Source organism: Weissella paramesenteroides (assembly GCF_051903945.1).
Classification (GTDB): Bacteria; Bacillota; Bacilli; order Lactobacillales; family Lactobacillaceae; genus Weissella; species Weissella paramesenteroides_A.
In genome coordinates this window covers 1,130,639-1,147,277 of sequence record NZ_CP192268.1, presented here as the reverse complement: position 1 = coordinate 1,147,277, position 16,639 = coordinate 1,130,639, and the positions used below count along the sequence as shown (strand labels likewise).

Sequence of the window (16,639 nt, the reverse complement as noted above, 5' to 3'; positions counted from 1 at the left end):
GCGAACGTTTAAAGTAATGTGGTGTAATTGATAGCCACTGGTGGTGACAACCAGACAAACGCGTCAAAAGGTCAGGGTGGACGTACTGAAAATGGCGTCACACGGCAATCACAATGGCTTCATGGTGCTTAGTTCATAATTCGACCGTTTAACTCGAAATGATGTTGTGATGGTAGCTGGGCAGTGCTGGCTTTAAACGTGTGCCAATTCTTGTAATTGGACGACAAAACAGTGATTTTGATCACTCTGATCGCAGTTAGTGTTTTGTTGGAATAGCTCGCTCAAGGGCGAACTCTCCTAACTAACGCTACGCGTTGTTGATGAGTTGTTAAGTATCAGTCTAATTAATGATTAACTACATCAAGTATGTCGTTTTGTTGTCCAGCAAGTTGGACAGAACGGAGAAAGAATATGTTAGAAATTGATAAATTAAAAACGATTGAACGCATGGAGCATCAACCAACAGCGTATGTGTATGTTGCTTTCGATAAGACCTTTTCAACTATTAGAGCTTATGCCGATAAGCAAGCCGATTTACATAAGCAAGTCTTGGCAATGCAAGCACAAAAGGCAGAGATTTTTTGGTTAGGACGATTGTCTAAAGCAGCCTGGGATGATGTGATGCAGCATTGGCAAAAGGGGGTTAGATTGCAGGATTGTATTGTGTTAGAAACAGTGCGTGGGTGGAGGTGAATGAAATGAATTACCAATACATTGCAGTAGATTGGCAACGACGTCATATCTTATTAAGTGCCGAATCAATGGCGAGTTTGAATCGGCTAATCTTATCTGAAAAAGGGCAAGCATTAATTCATCAACAAGCTGTTTGGATATACCGTATTGAGGCAGAAGTATTTGTCAAAGTGGTACAAGAAATTAATCGAACTGGTGTCGCTTTTAGTCAATTAGTACGACCTGATCATTAGGTAATTGTGGGAGGTAGGTTATGTGGGAGCAATTAGATTTATTTGACCAGCAGTTAGTTGTGACCAAACAAAAAACAGTCTATTTTGCCAGACCATTAACCGGTACTGGTTTGAGTAGTGTGGGACAATTTGTCAGCTCAGTTAATGAAAGTGAGATACTAAATGGACAGATAGTGACTGCAATAGATAAGCAACTATTTGTGATTGAAAACCCCGTTGCTAGTACGCAAATGATTCCAGAAAAAGACATCATTCAAGTTACTAAAACGCAACAAAATCTAGAACAGTTTTTAAGTGATAAGTTACAAGCTAGTTACCCAATTATTCGGATACTATTTGATGAATAAGGGAATAAGAGGAGGAAAGAATTATGCAAACAAATATTCATGTGGGACGTCTGTTAAAAACATTTAATGTGCAAATGGTGGGTGAGAAAAAAGACATTAAAATGGTGCGCTTAGGTTTGGCAGTTAAACGGTATTTGAGTCAGAAATCCCAAACAGATTTCATTTATTATGTGGCGTTTGGTAAGACGGCGGATATGTTATATCAGTATGCCAATAAGCAAGGACTACCACTTGAAGTTCATTTTAATATTCAAAGTCATCGCTATGAAACGACCGACGGTCAGCGTAAATATCAAACCACTAATGTGATCACATCATTCATGCCCTGGTCAACTAATAATCAAGATAAATCTGGTGTGACAGATGATGAACTGTCAGCTGCAAATGACGAAACAGAGGCAGATGTTTTACAAGGATTAGCCGGCCTAGTTGCAGATGATTTAGAAATTAGATAGGAGGTTTTCATGCAGCATGTCAAAGTTAAATATAGTGAAAAACCGCATCTAAAAGAAGGTACTGGTTGGTTCAGTCGTTGGTGGTATCGCAGACGTGTTAAGCATGATAATCGGCAATATAATCACTACGATCAGCAACGCAGAACCGTCACGTTACGTTTCCTAAGTTTACTCGGATTAGCTGCGACTATTTTGATTTATTCTATGGTAATGCCACGGCCGTCAAGTACCGTTTCAACCAAATTAAATCAAGAGATGGCGTTTGGTAATCAAGGCACTAATGTTGCCTTAACAAAGAAAATTTTTAATGATGAAACGGGACTATTAGAATTACATTTTAAGTTTACCGGGAACGTTGATGATTCGATTACGACAGGCATTAATATGAAACGGTATAAGTTGTCATTTGCTGGTGATCGGTACATTCAAAATGGGCAATCCGAGTATCATATTGTGGCCACTTCACCTAATACGATGGTCGTCCAATTTGAGAAATTAAAGACTAATTTTCAAGACGTACGTGTTAGTTTTGCAGACAAAACAATTGATACAGAAAGTGTCAAAACGGCCGCTAATGATGACGAAAGTACCACCAATAAACAAGCCAAAACAAGCGATCAATTAGCGACAATTATCATAAACAATGATGATAAATTGCCCACTAATCAACAGCGTAAAGTATTAAGCAAAAAGCAGTTAGTTGTGGCCCAAACGAGAACAAATATTCAAGAACATGAACACAATATTAAAGAGAATCGTGCTGCGATTAAAGAGTGGCAAGCGGCCATTAAAGAACAAACGGAAAACGTGCGGGCAACGCGTCAACAAATGCAAGATATGACTGATAAAGAACGGTCACAAGCTAACGAAACAATTGCGTCTTATGAATCAAAAATGACCGATCTCAAGAAAAATATTAGTGATGCCAAGACGGATATTCAGAGTGAAAAAGACAAAATTAAACACTTAGAAAAACAAAAAACCAAGCAACAAAATGGGCAACTAAATGTCCCTAAATTAGCGCAATAATTTTTGCGGAATTGCTGCAAAAAAACAGTAATTCCGCAATATTTTTAACCAAATACGTGGGCTGTCCAAGGGGTGTCTGGTGGTATGTCCAAGGGCTGTCCAACGATACGTCCAAGGGCTGTCCAGTGGGCTGTCCAAGGGCTGTCTTTAGAAAAATGGTAGTATCACCAAGAATGCCCGCACAGCGGGGTTATATCACAGCGTGGTATCATTCCCCCTTAACCTGTTATTTATTATTGATGTATTTGAACTTTAATTTGGGTGCAATAAAGAATTTGAATTTTGACTTAACGATGGAGGTTTAATTTAATGGCAAATCAATTTATAATGCGCAACTTATCTGACCATACTTTAAAGATTATTGATGCAGAAGCTGCACGAAATAATATCTCACGAAATGCTTTATTACAAATTGTGATTGAGAACTTTGCGAATAATTTAGAACAAGCCAATGCAAATGAAATTTTGTTGGAACCTTTGCAAGATGTGACGAAACAATTGAATACATTAACGCATGCAACAACCGAATCACAAGCAGCTATTTCACATGATTTAACCGCACTAACCAACAGCATTCGACAACTCATTAAGTACATGTACGACGATACATTTGAATAGAAGGAGGATAAAAATGTATGGTTACCAACGACGATGGTTGCGTCGATTAATGGTGATAGTAATGACAGTGGTAGCAGTCTTAATTTTTGTTAAACGAGATGCTATTTTAGATCATCTTTTTAACCAATTTAGTCAGTCAACAGCTGCACTTAAGACACCACAAAAAGAGGACCCACAGAAAAAATTAGCCGCACAAGATTTTACAAATCAACAAGTGATTGCAGTTAATGATAATCAACCTAACTTTACAACGAATGATTTAAAAACGACTGCAGGATCCTGGCAAAAATTATCTCATCGTGATTGGTTAGGACGACCTAGACAAGCCAATGCGTTGTTGAACAAAAAGCAAATGCCAACCATGGAACGCAAAGCATTAACGGTGAAAACACCGGGGTATCATGTCTATCAATTTAAGCAAAATAATCAACAAGTTTATTTATACAATCGGTCACATTTAATTGGGTATCAGCTGACTGGCTTGAATAATGATGCACGCAATTTAGTAACAGGTACGCGTGCCATGAATGCCATTCATGAACAAGATAATCAAGTTTCGATGGAAACTTATGAGAATCAAATTGCAACTTATTTACGGCAATCATCAAAGCATTATGTTCGTTATCAAGTGACGCCATTATATCGAAACGTCGAACGCGTACCACGAGGTATTGAACTGGCTGGCCAATCGATTGGTGATGATGTGATTAAGTTCCATGTTTATATTTTTAACAGTCAACCAGGTTGGCAAATTAATTATTACACAGGCACAGCTTTACAACAAAATTAGGAGAAATAATCATGCAAACATTAAGTGAATTTCGTCAAAAATTAAAGCGGAAAAATCAGAATCGTATTAAGTATTTACGGACAAAATTTAAAAATTATGCTGATGAGGATTTGGATGAAAAAGTTGCTGATGAATTAAGAGGATTAATTAATGTCACTGAAATTTTGGACCACGAACCAACCGAAGAAAATAGCCGACGACGCTCACTTACGATTAAAACTAGTCAACAAGAAGCTTGGTATCGTGACGCATTGAAAGATTGGTTAGGTCAACATCCTGAAGTCGGGGTTAGTGGTGATAATAATGGTGGCATGTATCGCTTTGCCTTAACTTTTTTCGTTAATCAAGTGGTTTTAAATCCCAAAAATAATAGTCTGTCATATGCTGATTTATTAAAGGGCATGGATGAAATCAATGACCCAGATCCAATGTTAAATCAAATCAATTTACAGATGAACGATTTAAAAGAAATGACCTCATTTATTGCAGCCATGGATTACTTAGAAAATATGCAAGTCTTTGGTCCAACGCGACAAATTGATGAAATAATTCAAACGGATATTCGTTCAGAAATTGACGAGAGTAGTCAGTATGCGAAAGACTATGATGCCTACCAGAAGCGTCGTAAAAATGATCTTGCAAACAAACGTCAGCGCCGTCGTGGTGAAGGAATGGAATTTAAACATGACTAATCAAAATTTTGATTTACAAGCAGCTTTAGAAAAACTACATGAAGAAGATTGGTTGCATCCTGATCAATCTGCCTTTCAAGATAAGATGACGGTTCAAGAAGTTGAAACGGAGAAGAACTATCGGCAAAAAAATTATTGGCTTGCGCAATTTTCCCATTTATTAATGAACCAGTATCAACAAAGTAGTCATGCATGTGCTAGAATTTTGCACCAAACAAGTCATAAAAATATTACGCGAGCTGTTGCCCGTTATCCGGAATCAGATTTTGCAACTTTAAAGGACGTTCAGGAAAGTTTAGCAGCTTATGCACGACAACAAGGAGTGAAAACAGATGGCTAAAACAGGGGGCTTTGCGAATTTTGCAACGGGGGAAAAGAAAACAGGTGCCGTGTTATTACCAACACATTTTACGACAGCAGCACAAGCAACTAAAGCCGGTAAACAATTTGGTAATCTAGTGCGCACTTATGCGGCAAAAAGTTCCAAAGTAATGGATGAAAATAACCAAGCTTTGGTCGATATAACTGATGCTGAACAAGTCCAAGAGTCGAGTAATAGTTTTGGTTATAGTTCCCGCTTTTCCGCTACTGGTGATGAACACCCGTTATTTGATAGTCACACGTTAAATATGACCGATGAGCAGATGGATAACCTAGAAGAGAAACTAAATTTAGCACAAGCCAATGGGAATATATTGCATGAAATGGCATTCTCGATGCGGGGTGATTGGTTAGTTGAAAACGGTTTGTATAATCCTGAAACGAAACAGTTAGATCAAGATAAATTGAAACGGGCTGAACAACATATCGTGAAAGATTTGTTCGAAAAAGGTGGCCTACAACCCTTAGGCGAAGGACCCGATGATGTGGTTTGGTTTGGCGCAGTACATCAAGACACTGATCACTTAAATATGCACATTTGGTATGCCAAGATTTCACCTGAAAGCCGGCCTAGTATGTTGCACAAAAATGGTGAACCTAAGGGGGTCATTGATTTCAAAGCCAAGCATCAAGCTGAAAGTAAATTCCGTTATGAATTAGAGTCAGAAGCAACTAAAATGCAACGGGCAAATGTGTATGAAGCCGTGGGTAATTACCGGGGCCAAATTAAGCAAGATTCACTCACGCAGCTGGATCAAGCCCATAAATACACGGCGGACCTGCAGAAAATTTATGACGTTTTACCGCAAGATTTACGAGGACGTTGGAAAGTCGGTAACACTGATACGTTAGTGACGGATGACAAAAGCCGAATGGCACCAGCTAATCATCAGATGAACACGTTAATTGATAAATTATTGACGCATGAATTAAAAGACGACTACCAAGCCTTTAAAGAGACAGCCCAAAAGATGGATACCATGATGACTGAAACACACGGGCAACAACATCAAGACCAAGCGAAATGGTCAGAGATGCAAGACCAACGATTACGTAAAGAGTTGGCAAATGGGATTTATCGGCAGTTTAACGAACAGTTTAAACCAGGCAGTCATGAAAATGATGATAAATTCCATAAAGAAGCTAATGGTAATTTTGAAAAAGCGAAGCAAAAACAGCAACCAGCAGAAAAGCCACAACTTAAGCAACATAAAGCGGCACCCTTAGGTAAATTAAATAAGATTGCTAAACGGATGACGAAACAAAGTCGGCAAGAAATGCAACAAGTGGAACGAATGTTGCAAGAGACGATGGCAGAACAAAGCCAGTATGTCAGTGATGAATCACTTACACGGCATCTATAAAGTTTTACGGAGTTAACACCAGCTTAGTCATCGACAAAGATGTATGATTAATTTACGGATATAATCAGATAACAGATTGCTTTCAGGACAGAGGTTATATGAGTAAGAAGGAGTCACGAGAACAAAGAAAATTAAGAAAAGCAAAAGAACGAAGACAAGCAGAACAAGCCATAAAAGATATTCAATTTTATTCACAATTTGTACCAACTGTTGAACTAAGAACACCTGAAGAAGTAGCTGCATGGCTAAATAAAGATGATAATTGGTAATTTTAAAAAATAAGATTAAATTATTAATCAATACAAAAAGTGCCACAAACACTGTTATATTAGTGCTTGTGGTATTCTTTTATGTTATAATAGTTGCACAGGTTAAAGGCGGTGGCTGACTTTCTAGTAGGAAGAAGGTGATGCCTATGAATGCAATTCATGGACACCAGAATATAACGAAAGGAGGATCAGCCAGAAATGTCTGTTCACGATGCAATGTCCTTAGTGATATTGTTCGCGACTTTCTTGTTGGCGTTGTTGACGTATATCGACAACCACAACAAGAAGTAGGACAAACTAAAAACCGCCCTATGCTTTGACTGGCAAGGCGGTTTTAAAATTATTTAAAGCAGCTACCGTCAAGGTAACCTGGGCCTCGTGTTGGTAGCACGGGGCTTTTTGTTTACAAATAAATTATACCATAGCTATGAAAAATTCCCAAATTTTAAGGTGTCCGGAGTCTGTAGAATAATAAGCATAAGGTTTGATATGGGAGTTGAAATACCTCTGTAACATACCTTGTGCTTATTATTTTGTGAAAAAGGCTTGATTTATTAAGAAAACCTAAAAAATACAAAAAAGCACAAAAAAAGACCAGCTAATGGCTAGTCGATTTGTACATTGAAAACTAAATATACTCTTGATTGATAAAATAATGCCTTCGACAACGTTATTATAAGAATCAAAATTTAAAGTTATTTCCAATAACCTAATTTTATATGATTACAAGCCATCAATCAAGCGCAGGTACAGAGAGAAAAGTCTGGGACTGTGTTGAAGAAAATCATAAGACCGATGAGATGAGCACTTATTGTGGCATATAAGTTGCGCCTAAGGCTTATGTCGTGAAATATCATAAGTGGGTGAAAAACTAAAAAAATAAAAAGTGATTTAGTCAATAAAAAGAGTGATATGACACGTGCTATTATTTGAACGTCCCTATAAGTATTGCAGAACATATTGGTCTACAATACTTATAAACCCGGATTATTCATGCACTAAATTTTTAACCACAGCTAAATCAGTAAAATACAATAAATTACCTTGAAACTGCCAGTACCTTGACACAGTTTCAGGGTGTTTTTTTGATTGAGCGTTTTTTGAGAAAAATGGGCACACTAAAACCAGCCAGATTTTGCTATTTTTTTGAAAATATAATTCGTTGTTTTATTGCCACAAAGCATTTAGTCGTTCCCAAGCTCGCCAGAACAGACCATCGAATTGTTCTTGGTTGCGGCTATCTAACGTCAAGATCACCTTGCGGGCGTGCTTAGTGATACGTCCACCGATTTTTAACAAACGATCTCGAAAGGTGTTGATTGTCCACGATTGTTGCTGGTCGTCCAACGCAATACTCTTCATCAACCGCATCAAGTTTGATGCAATCACTGAGATCCACATGCGCGCTTTGTTGGCGAAAAATGAACTGCTATCAGTTTTGCCGAAGGCAAATCCACCTTTAAGCTCGCGAATAATATCTTCAATCGCCGCACGCTTGCGGTAAACACGGACGATGTCTTTTTGTGGAAGACTTAGGTTAGTGACGATGAACTGTGTACCGCCATGTTCATCTTTTAAAACGATAACACGACGTGCTTTGTCCCATGAGGCGGCTTGATACTCAAATTCATCGGTCGTCAACTGACCTTCAATCATCAAAAGATTGTCGAAATTAACATATCGTCCATCAAGTGCCATACGCTTCAATCGAGGATTTGACTTCAATCGGATGGTATAAAAAATATTGTTGCCTTATAATGTTTCCATCAAGTCTGGCGTGGCGAAGCCACTGTCACCACGCAAAATAATTGTCTGATGTTGAGCGGATAGACTAGTTGACAGATACCCTTGCACAAATTCAGTTGCACCATTACCGGTATAGGTATTGCCACTTCGCAACGATACCTGACGCACGGTTCCAGTTAAAGCATCGGTCATGATAAGCGGATGGTAACCGACGTTCAAGTAGTGATAATTAAAACCAATTTTTTCTTGATGACCAAAGGTCTCAAAGTAGGTTGAATCCAAATCTAGCACCAGTTCAGTGTTGGCTGATCTTTCATCAATTAAAGAGACAATACGACGATTTAATTCTTGTAGCTCATCAATGTCTTCGTTCGTGAGATGTGATAGAAATCTGGAAATAGTTGGTTGAGATGCCATGTTTTGCGCATAAACAAGTCGATGTTCGATATCTTGGGTCAAGTAATCTGCAACGTCGTCGTTGCGATAACCTTCGATAACTTGAATGAGCATTTGCAATAATAATTCTACCTTAGCATAGCGTGGACTTTTGCGATTATCGTTGAATTCAACGTTATTAAAGAGCCTGGAAACTACAGGTGAATTCAGAAACATACTAAGCAGCACGTTGCCACCATCTGAGGTAATTGGTGCCCCATTGTCTGAAACTGCAACTAAAGGGTTGCTAGGTAATACTTTTTGAGTCATAATTTTAGACGCTCCAATTTTTGAGTATTTGGTTTGTTTTTCACTAACAAAATATCATAAAAAAGAGCTCCTATGGTTTTCACCCAACGGGTGAAAGCGCAAAACCCGCTGAAACGGTATTAACTTGCTGTTTCAGCGGGTTTTTGTCTGTCTTGATGAATAATCCGGGGTAAATAATTCATTTTGAACAATTAAGACAGTAAGTAACCATCTTATTTATATATGATGCATAAAACCGTATTAACTACCTACTTTGTATATGAAATTTTCAAACAAATTTCACAAAAATAACAAAAAATGTGATTCACTCTCAGCGAAAAGTGTATACTATAAATTGTGTAGCGCTTTCAAAGAGTAGGTAAAGACAGTTGGAAGTGGAATTAATAGGTATGGAGGTAGTTTGTGAGGGAAAAAATTTTTTATGAGGCGTTGCCATTTTACGTGACTAGTTCTTTAATTCATGTTATTGGTTTCGCCCTGTTAGTTATCGCTGCAGTGCAAGATGCATCTTTTTGGGGAATTGGCTTATTGGCTTATACACTAGGTCTGCGTCATGCATTTGATGCAGATCATATTACAGCAATTGACAATACTGTCCGTAAACTGGTTCAAGAAAAGAAGAGTTCAGCTGGGGTTGGTTTTTTCTTTTCTTTGGGTCATTCGACTGTTGTCTTTCTTATGGCGTTGGTTGTTGGATTATCAGTGCAATTTGCAAAAGCAAAATTACCATTTTTACAAGAAATGGGCGGGAAAATTGGGGCTACTGTCTCGGGTGTTTTTTTAATCGTGATTGCTATTGCTAATTGTTTTGTATTATTCAATTTACTGTCTCAACTAAGGCACGTAAAATCTGGTAACTTTGACCAAAAGAAGTTTGATGAATTATTAATGTCACGAGGATTTTTAGCAAAGTTTTTAGGCCCTATTTTTAGGTTTATTAAGCAGTCTTGGCAGATGTATCCAATTGGTTTTCTATTTGGACTTGGTTTTGATACAGCTTCGGAAATTACATTAATTGCTTTATCAGCAGGAACGGCCAGCCAAGGAGCTTCAATTTGGGGTATATTTGCTTTACCAATTTTATTCGCCGCCGGTATGAACGTTATGGACACAACTGATTCAGTGATGATGTCAGGTGCTTATCGGTGGGCTTTTGATGCACCAATTCGTAAGATTTATTACAACCTAACAGTTACAACAATTTCGATTATTGCGGCATTTATTATTGGTATTGTTGAATTATTACAGGTCTCAACTAGTGGTCTTGTAATGAAGACTGGATTTATAGGTTGGGTACAAGGATTAGACTTTAATTGGGTTGGTTATGGATTAATCGTTGTCTTTTTGGTTATTTGGTTGATGACATATATCGAATCAAAAATTATCCTTAAAAAAGAAAATAACGCTAATATTTAATATTGTTTAGTATTTAAAGGAGGCAATGTAATATGGAATTTTCTCTACCATACGGGAAAGGAAAACTAGTTGGAGAGATACCATCTAATCGTGCAAAAGGCATTATTCAGGCGGATGCAGAAGCAGTTTTAGCAAAAAGTTATCAATTTTCAGAAGCAGAAATTGTTGAAAATTCATTACTGCATCCGATTGATTCACCACGTTTATCTGAATTAGTGGTTGGTAAAGATCATGTGGTCGTTATTAGTTCAGACCATACACGACCAGTTCCATCTAAGAAAATCATGCCTAAAATCATTGCGGAAATTAAAAAAGGCAATCCAGAGGCAGAAATTACAATTCTAGTAGCAACAGGAACGCATCGTCTAACAACTCATGATGAATTGGTTGATAAATATGGTGCAGAAATTGTTAAAAACATCAATATTGTTGTCCACGATAGTGATGACAAAGAAAATATGATTAATGTTGGTACGCTACCTTCAGGAGCTGATTGTGAAATTAATCGAGTTGCTGCAGAAGCTGACCTATTAATTGCGGAAGGATTTATTGAGCCGCATTTTTTTGCTGGATATTCAGGTGGACGTAAGGCTGTCTTTCCAGGAATTGCTTCAAGAAAATCAGTGGTTGGTAATCATAATGGTCAATTCATTGACTCAAAGCACTCAAGAACTGGTATGTTGATGCATAATCCCATCCATAAAGATATGGTTGAGGCTGCACGTTTAGCTAAACTACAATTTATCGTGAATGTGGTCATAGATCATGATAAGCGTATTGTTGGATCTTTTGCTGGTGATTCAGTCACTGCGCACCTTGAGGGAACTAAATTTGTTGATAGTATTATGGAAGCAAAACCCATTTTTACTGATATCACGATTACCAGTAATGGTGGGTACCCACTTGATCAAAATATTTACCAAATGGTAAAAGGAATGACTGGTGCTGAAGCAACAAACAATGAAAATGGTGTCATTATTATTGCTAGTGGTTTAGCTGATGGTACCGGTGGTGATGAATTGTATCATCAATTTAAAGATACTGATAAAGTTTCAGATATTTATGATAATGCTGTAAAGACACCAGCTAAAGAGACCCCGCAAGATCAATGGCAAGCACAAATATTGGCACGTGTTATGATGAAACATCATGTTATTGTTGTTACAGAACCTGCTAATAAACAAATTGTTGAAGATATGAAGATGACGTATGCCAATTCAATTCCATCTGCTTTAGCAATTGCTGATAAATTAGTTGGTGCTGATGCGTCGATTGCGGTATTGCCAGATGGTGTATCAACCATCATCAAGGCGTAGATTGGGTTGTTTAATAGATTATAAAAGGTATTAACTAGGAGGTAAAGTAATGATTAGCTCAAAAATGGTAACAGATGAAAAAGAAGTTGTCTTACAAGACACTTTAGCAGCATACGATCGTGTCATTGTTGCATTCTCTGGTGGTATTGATAGTACTTTAGTACTTAAAGAAGCCTTGAATGTGTTAGGTAAGGAGAACGTGTTAGCTGTTGTAGCAAATTCAGAGTTATTTACTGACGATGAATTTGATAAGGCTATTAATTTAGCTAATGAATTGGACGCAAATGTAGCAGGTACGCAATTAAATTATTTAACGAATGAAGAAATTGCTAATAATACTGCCCAAACATGGTTCTATCAAAAGCAAATGTTTTTCACTCGTTTAGAAAAAATTCGTCAAGAGAAAGGCTTCGATATTGTCTTAGATGGTACGATCATGGATGATAATGATGATTATCGACCAGGGTTGGTTGCAAAGAAGGAAGCTGGAGTGGTCAGCCCATTGCAGACTGCTAACTTGTATAAAACGGATGTCCGTTCGTTAGCCAAAAAACTTGGCCTAAGTAACTGGAACAAGGAACCAAGCTGTTCAGTATCATCTCGGTTCCCATATAATACGAAGATCAGTACACAAAGTATTGAGCAAGTTATGAATTCAGAAAAATATCTACGTGGTTTAGGTTTCACAAATGCTCGTGTTCGTTTCCACGGGGATGTTGCTCGGATTGAAGTGCCAAAGGATGATATTCAATTGATTATTGATAATCAAGATGCCATTGATGATAAATTGAAATCATTTGGCTTTAATTTCGTTGCTGTTGATTTAGCTGGATTCCAAAGCGGACGTATGAATTCTACTTTATCAGAAGAAGAATTAGCAGCCAATAACGGATAAAATAATAGAAGTTGTTCTTCTCAAAGTTATGGTATTGCATTTTTTAGGCAAGACAGTAATGCTACGATGAGTTGAACGACTTTTTTGTTTTATAAAGAAACATTTGAAAAGAGGATAATGGCTTGAAGTTTGTAGATATTGGTTCAGCAAAAATAGACCCGGATTATTCATCAAGACAAACAAAGACCCGCTGAAACAGCAAGTTAATACCGTTTCAACGGGTTTTGCGCTTTCACCCGTTGGGTGAAAACCATAGGAGCTCTTTTTTATGATATTTTGTTAGTGAAAAACAAACCAAATACTCAAAAATTGGAGCGTCTAAAATTATGACTCAAAAAGTATTACCTAGCAACCCTTTAGTTGCAGTTTCAGACAATGGGGCACCAATTACCTCGGATGGTGGCAACGTGCTGCTTAGTATGTTTCTGAATTCACCTGTAGTTTCCAGGCTCTTTAATAACGTTGAATTCAACGATAATCGGAAAAGTCCACGCTATGCTAAGGTAGAATTATTATTGCAAATGCTCATTCAAGTTATCGAAGGTTATCGCAACGACGACGTTGCAGATTACTTGACCCAAGATATCGAACATCGACTTGTTTATGCGCAAAACATGGCATCTCAACCAACTATTTCCAGATTTCTATCACATCTCACGAACGAAGACATTGATGAGCTACAAGAATTAAATCGTCGTATTGTCTCTTTAATTGATGAAAGATCAGCCAACACTGAACTGGTGCTAGATTTGGATTCAACCTACTTTGAGACCTTTGGTCATCAAGAAAAAATTGGTTTTAATTATCACTACTTGAACGTCGGTTACCATCCGCTTATCATGACCGATGCTTTAACTGGAACCGTGCGTCAGGTATCGTTGCGAAGTGGCAATACCTATACCGGTAATGGTGCAACTGAATTTGTGCAAGGGTATCTGTCAACTAGTCTATCCGCTCAACATCAGACAATTATTTTGCGTGGTGACAGTGGCTTCGCCACGCCAGACTTGATGGAAACATTAGAAGGCAACAATATTTTTTATACCATCCGATTGAAGTCAAATCCTCGATTGAAGCGTATGGCACTTGATGGACGATATGTTAATTTCGACAATCTTTTGATGATTGAAGGTCAGTTGACGACCGATGAATTTGAGTATCAAGCCGCCTCATGGGACAAAGCACGTCGTGTTATCGTTTTAAATGATGAACATGGCGGTACACAGTTCATCGTCACTAACCTAAGTCTTCCACAAAAAGACATCGTCCGTGTTTACCGCAAGCGTGCGGCGATTGAAGATATTATTCGCGAGCTTAAAGGTGGATTTGCCTTCGGCAAAACTGATAGCAGTTCATTTTTCGCCAACAAAGCGCGCATGTGGATCTCAGTGATTGCATCAAACTTGATGCGGTTGATGAAGAGTATTGCGTTGGACGACCAGCAACAATCGTGGACAATCAACACCTTTCGAGACCGTTTGTTAAAAATCGGTGGACGTGTCACTAAGCACGCCCGCAAGGTGATCTTGACGTTAGATAGCCGCAACCAAGAACAATTCGATGGTCTGTTCTGGCGAGCTTGGGAACGACTAAATGCTTTGTGGCAATAAAACAACGAATTATATTTTCAAAAAAATAGCAAAATCTGGCTGGTTTTAGTATGCCCATTTTTCTCAAAAAACGCTCAATCAAAAAAACACCCTGAAACTGTGCCAGGGTACCGGCAGTTTCAAGGTGATTTATCGTATTTTACTGATTTAGCTGTGGTTAAAAATTTAGTGCATGAATAATCCGGGTAAAATTTATATTAGTTATGATGACATAATAAAATGAGAAAAGGGATAGCAATTGATAAAATAACTTTCCGGCAAATTTTTTCTAAAGTTTCGCTTCGATATTAAGATTGGGAATGGTAGCCGTGGTGGTTTTTGATTATAAGACGGATGATGTCGCTGCTGATGGGGCGGTGTATGATGCAGTTTACGATACGGTTGGCTCAGATCGGGTGTTGACGGCTTCCTTTAAGGTTACCAAACCAAATGGACATGTCTTGTCGATCGTGGCGCGTTCACATCGCGATCCATGTTTTGTCTACTTCTTTAATCAAGCGAGTGGTGACACGGTTCAGACGTTATTGGATGGCTTGAGCAGCGATCGCTTTGTTAGCGTGATTGATAGCGAATTGCCATTAAGCGCTGACAATGTACGGTTGGATTATGCGCGTCTGTAACAGGGTGGCATGCGCGGTAAGTTGATTTTGACGGTTGAATAGTAGTTACGTTCAGGCGGATTGCTTAAAAATTGGTTTTAAGACTGAAAGGGTGTAGATAATCTTTCAGTCTTTTTAATTTTTGTTTTATTATTTCAGTGTGGTTAAGTGTATAATGAATAGGTATGCATGTAGAATGATTTCTACACCAATCAGTAAATAAATTTTCATAACAGAACTGACGAAGTCGATGAATAAATAGCATCTGGGACGGTGTAATCGGAGGCAGTATGAAGAAAAAATACGCAGCAGGACAAGTGTCGCAATCTTTCTGGCAGAAAGAATTTGGTATAGGTGTTAATCTATTCTTGGCGGGAAAGTCTCCTATTGAAATGCGTGAGATGAGCTTGAATGAAAATATTTATCTTCAGGCATCTAAGGGAAGTCGTATTCGAGTTGCGCAAGCTATGAATCAACGATTGTCGGTCATTCCTGATAGTCTGCTTGATTTATATAATGATGTTGATTCACAAAATCAAAAGCTTATAAACTTAACAGCGATAATGAAACTTAATCAATTGCTTGAAGACTTTATTGTTGAAGATTTTCGAAATGAAATTATGTTGGGCGATTCTAAAATAGAAGATTATGAGTGGAAAGCTTTTATGCGACGCAAAGAAGGCGAAAGCGAAATTGTCGATAACTGGACGGATGAAACGAAGCGACGAATGCTAGTGCTGTTAAAAACTTTCGTACGTTCGTCTGGCCTAAGTGTGGTTGACGAACAAGGCGTGGATATTATTCAGCGACATTTGCTAGATTCACGAGTTTTAAATGAATTGGAAAAAGAAAATCTAGGAATTTACATAACCGCATTTACAGGGGTGTAGGAATGAGTGAACTGACTGAGAAATTTGAAAATTTGAGGCACAGGCTAAAAGTGGATGGCCTAGCAGCCCATCACGGACTTTCAGGTGAGGTGCCATACTTTATCCTTGATTATCGTCCTCAAGATGAGTTGTATGTACGTGATGAGATTAATCAAATTGTTAATGGCGGACCATATGGTGAGCGTCAAATGAATATCAAGCTGTTCAACTTGTTCGATATTATGATGGATACTCTGAATGAATTTGGGTATACGGAAATCATTTATCAATTCGAAAAAGAACAAGGGATGGACTTTGTTATTGAGCAAATTAACAATTTAATGGCTACAAACGAAGAAAATAATCGATTTGTCGAATACATTAAGAGTCGGGTTAATCCGGATGAGGATATTATCTTTATTGAGGGGATTGGACAAATTTTCCCGCTTGTCCGTACACACAAAATTTTAAATACAATGACACAAGTGATTGATTACATGCCAGTTGTGTTGTTTTATCCTGGTAAGTTCGACAACATTAAACTAAGCATGTTTGGTGAGTTGAACGACGATAATTACTATCGAGCAACACAAATTAATTAATTTTAGAGAG

19 protein-coding genes and 1 pseudogene are annotated in these 16,639 nt (G+C 38.0%); 19 read left to right on the top strand and 1 reads right to left on the bottom strand.

Annotated features, from left to right (window positions below; genetic code table 11):
• Positions 1 to 411 precede the first annotated feature (411 nt).
• The 12 genes from ACQ4QH_RS05485 (at position 412) to ACQ4QH_RS05430 (ending at position 7,162) form a co-directional block, all read left to right on the top strand.
• A complete protein-coding gene (locus ACQ4QH_RS05485) occupies positions 412 to 693 on the top strand; it encodes a hypothetical protein (RefSeq protein WP_439818075.1) in 282 nt (93 codons plus the stop codon).
• Positions 694 to 698: 5 nt separating this feature from the next.
• On the top strand, positions 699 to 926 hold the full coding sequence (locus ACQ4QH_RS05480; RefSeq protein WP_115470841.1) for a hypothetical protein: 228 nt from the start codon (positions 699 to 701) through the stop codon (positions 924 to 926).
• A 20-nt stretch (positions 927 to 946) separates the two neighbouring features.
• A complete protein-coding gene (locus tag ACQ4QH_RS05475; RefSeq protein WP_115470842.1) occupies positions 947 to 1,273 on the top strand; it encodes a hypothetical protein in 327 nt (108 codons plus the stop codon).
• A gap of 23 nt (positions 1,274 to 1,296) precedes the next feature.
• Complete coding sequence (locus ACQ4QH_RS05470) at positions 1,297 to 1,728, top strand: single-stranded DNA-binding protein (RefSeq protein ID WP_259703704.1); 432 nt, start codon at positions 1,297 to 1,299, stop codon at positions 1,726 to 1,728.
• Positions 1,729 to 1,737: 9 nt separating this feature from the next.
• Positions 1,738 to 2,757, top strand: a complete 1,020-nt coding sequence (locus ACQ4QH_RS05465) for a hypothetical protein (protein ID WP_439818074.1) — start codon at positions 1,738 to 1,740, stop codon at positions 2,755 to 2,757.
• A gap of 309 nt (positions 2,758 to 3,066) precedes the next feature.
• The gene (locus tag ACQ4QH_RS05460; RefSeq protein ID WP_131473524.1) at positions 3,067 to 3,375 is read left to right on the top strand and encodes a hypothetical protein; all 309 of its coding nucleotides are present in this window, start codon (positions 3,067 to 3,069) and stop codon (positions 3,373 to 3,375) included.
• Between the two features lie 13 nt (positions 3,376 to 3,388).
• On the top strand, positions 3,389 to 4,165 hold the full coding sequence (locus ACQ4QH_RS05455; protein ID WP_259705548.1) for a DNA/RNA non-specific endonuclease: 777 nt from the start codon (positions 3,389 to 3,391) through the stop codon (positions 4,163 to 4,165).
• Between the two features lie 11 nt (positions 4,166 to 4,176).
• Positions 4,177 to 4,857, top strand: coding sequence for a hypothetical protein (locus tag ACQ4QH_RS05450; RefSeq protein WP_131473526.1), 681 nt, complete (start codon positions 4,177 to 4,179; stop codon positions 4,855 to 4,857).
• The gene (locus ACQ4QH_RS05445; RefSeq protein WP_259705546.1) at positions 4,850 to 5,197 is read left to right on the top strand and encodes a hypothetical protein; all 348 of its coding nucleotides are present in this window, start codon (positions 4,850 to 4,852) and stop codon (positions 5,195 to 5,197) included. The genes ACQ4QH_RS05450 and ACQ4QH_RS05445 overlap by 8 nt, the downstream gene beginning before the upstream one ends.
• Entirely contained in the window at positions 5,190 to 6,602 is a 1,413-nt protein-coding gene (gene mobP2, locus ACQ4QH_RS05440) for a MobP2 family relaxase (RefSeq protein ID WP_439818073.1), read from the top strand. The genes ACQ4QH_RS05445 and mobP2 overlap by 8 nt, the downstream gene beginning before the upstream one ends.
• 98 nt (positions 6,603 to 6,700) lie before the next feature.
• Complete coding sequence (locus tag ACQ4QH_RS05435; protein ID WP_439818072.1) at positions 6,701 to 6,871, top strand: hypothetical protein; 171 nt, start codon at positions 6,701 to 6,703, stop codon at positions 6,869 to 6,871.
• A 198-nt stretch (positions 6,872 to 7,069) separates the two neighbouring features.
• Positions 7,070 to 7,162: a putative holin-like toxin gene (locus ACQ4QH_RS05430; RefSeq protein WP_219843355.1), complete on the top strand. Its 93-nt coding sequence runs from the start codon at positions 7,070 to 7,072 to the stop codon at positions 7,160 to 7,162.
• 876 nt (positions 7,163 to 8,038) lie between these two features.
• Here ACQ4QH_RS05430 and ACQ4QH_RS05425 read toward each other — a convergent pair.
• Positions 8,039 to 9,322, bottom strand: a pseudogene (locus tag ACQ4QH_RS05425) (IS1380 family transposase).
• 402 nt (positions 9,323 to 9,724) lie between these two features.
• Between ACQ4QH_RS05425 and ACQ4QH_RS05420 the strand changes: the two are divergent.
• The 7 genes from ACQ4QH_RS05420 (at position 9,725) to ACQ4QH_RS05390 (ending at position 16,629) form a co-directional block, all read left to right on the top strand.
• A complete protein-coding gene (locus ACQ4QH_RS05420; protein WP_439818071.1) occupies positions 9,725 to 10,738 on the top strand; it encodes a HoxN/HupN/NixA family nickel/cobalt transporter in 1,014 nt (337 codons plus the stop codon).
• A gap of 32 nt (positions 10,739 to 10,770) precedes the next feature.
• The gene (larA, locus tag ACQ4QH_RS05415; protein WP_436582533.1) at positions 10,771 to 12,054 is read left to right on the top strand and encodes a nickel-dependent lactate racemase; all 1,284 of its coding nucleotides are present in this window, start codon (positions 10,771 to 10,773) and stop codon (positions 12,052 to 12,054) included.
• A gap of 49 nt (positions 12,055 to 12,103) precedes the next feature.
• A complete protein-coding gene (gene larE, locus ACQ4QH_RS05410) occupies positions 12,104 to 12,949 on the top strand; it encodes an ATP-dependent sacrificial sulfur transferase LarE (RefSeq protein ID WP_439818070.1) in 846 nt (281 codons plus the stop codon).
• Between the two features lie 326 nt (positions 12,950 to 13,275).
• Positions 13,276 to 14,559, top strand: a complete 1,284-nt coding sequence (locus tag ACQ4QH_RS05405) for an IS1380 family transposase (protein ID WP_131470631.1) — start codon at positions 13,276 to 13,278, stop codon at positions 14,557 to 14,559.
• Between the two features lie 299 nt (positions 14,560 to 14,858).
• The gene (locus ACQ4QH_RS05400; RefSeq protein ID WP_244968359.1) at positions 14,859 to 15,179 is read left to right on the top strand and encodes a zinc-binding dehydrogenase; all 321 of its coding nucleotides are present in this window, start codon (positions 14,859 to 14,861) and stop codon (positions 15,177 to 15,179) included.
• Positions 15,180 to 15,448: 269 nt separating this feature from the next.
• On the top strand, positions 15,449 to 16,048 hold the full coding sequence (locus ACQ4QH_RS05395; protein WP_216814456.1) for a BrxA family protein: 600 nt from the start codon (positions 15,449 to 15,451) through the stop codon (positions 16,046 to 16,048).
• Between the two features lie 2 nt (positions 16,049 to 16,050).
• The gene (locus ACQ4QH_RS05390) at positions 16,051 to 16,629 is read left to right on the top strand and encodes a DUF1788 domain-containing protein (protein ID WP_439818069.1); all 579 of its coding nucleotides are present in this window, start codon (positions 16,051 to 16,053) and stop codon (positions 16,627 to 16,629) included.
• Positions 16,630 to 16,639 lie beyond the last annotated feature (10 nt).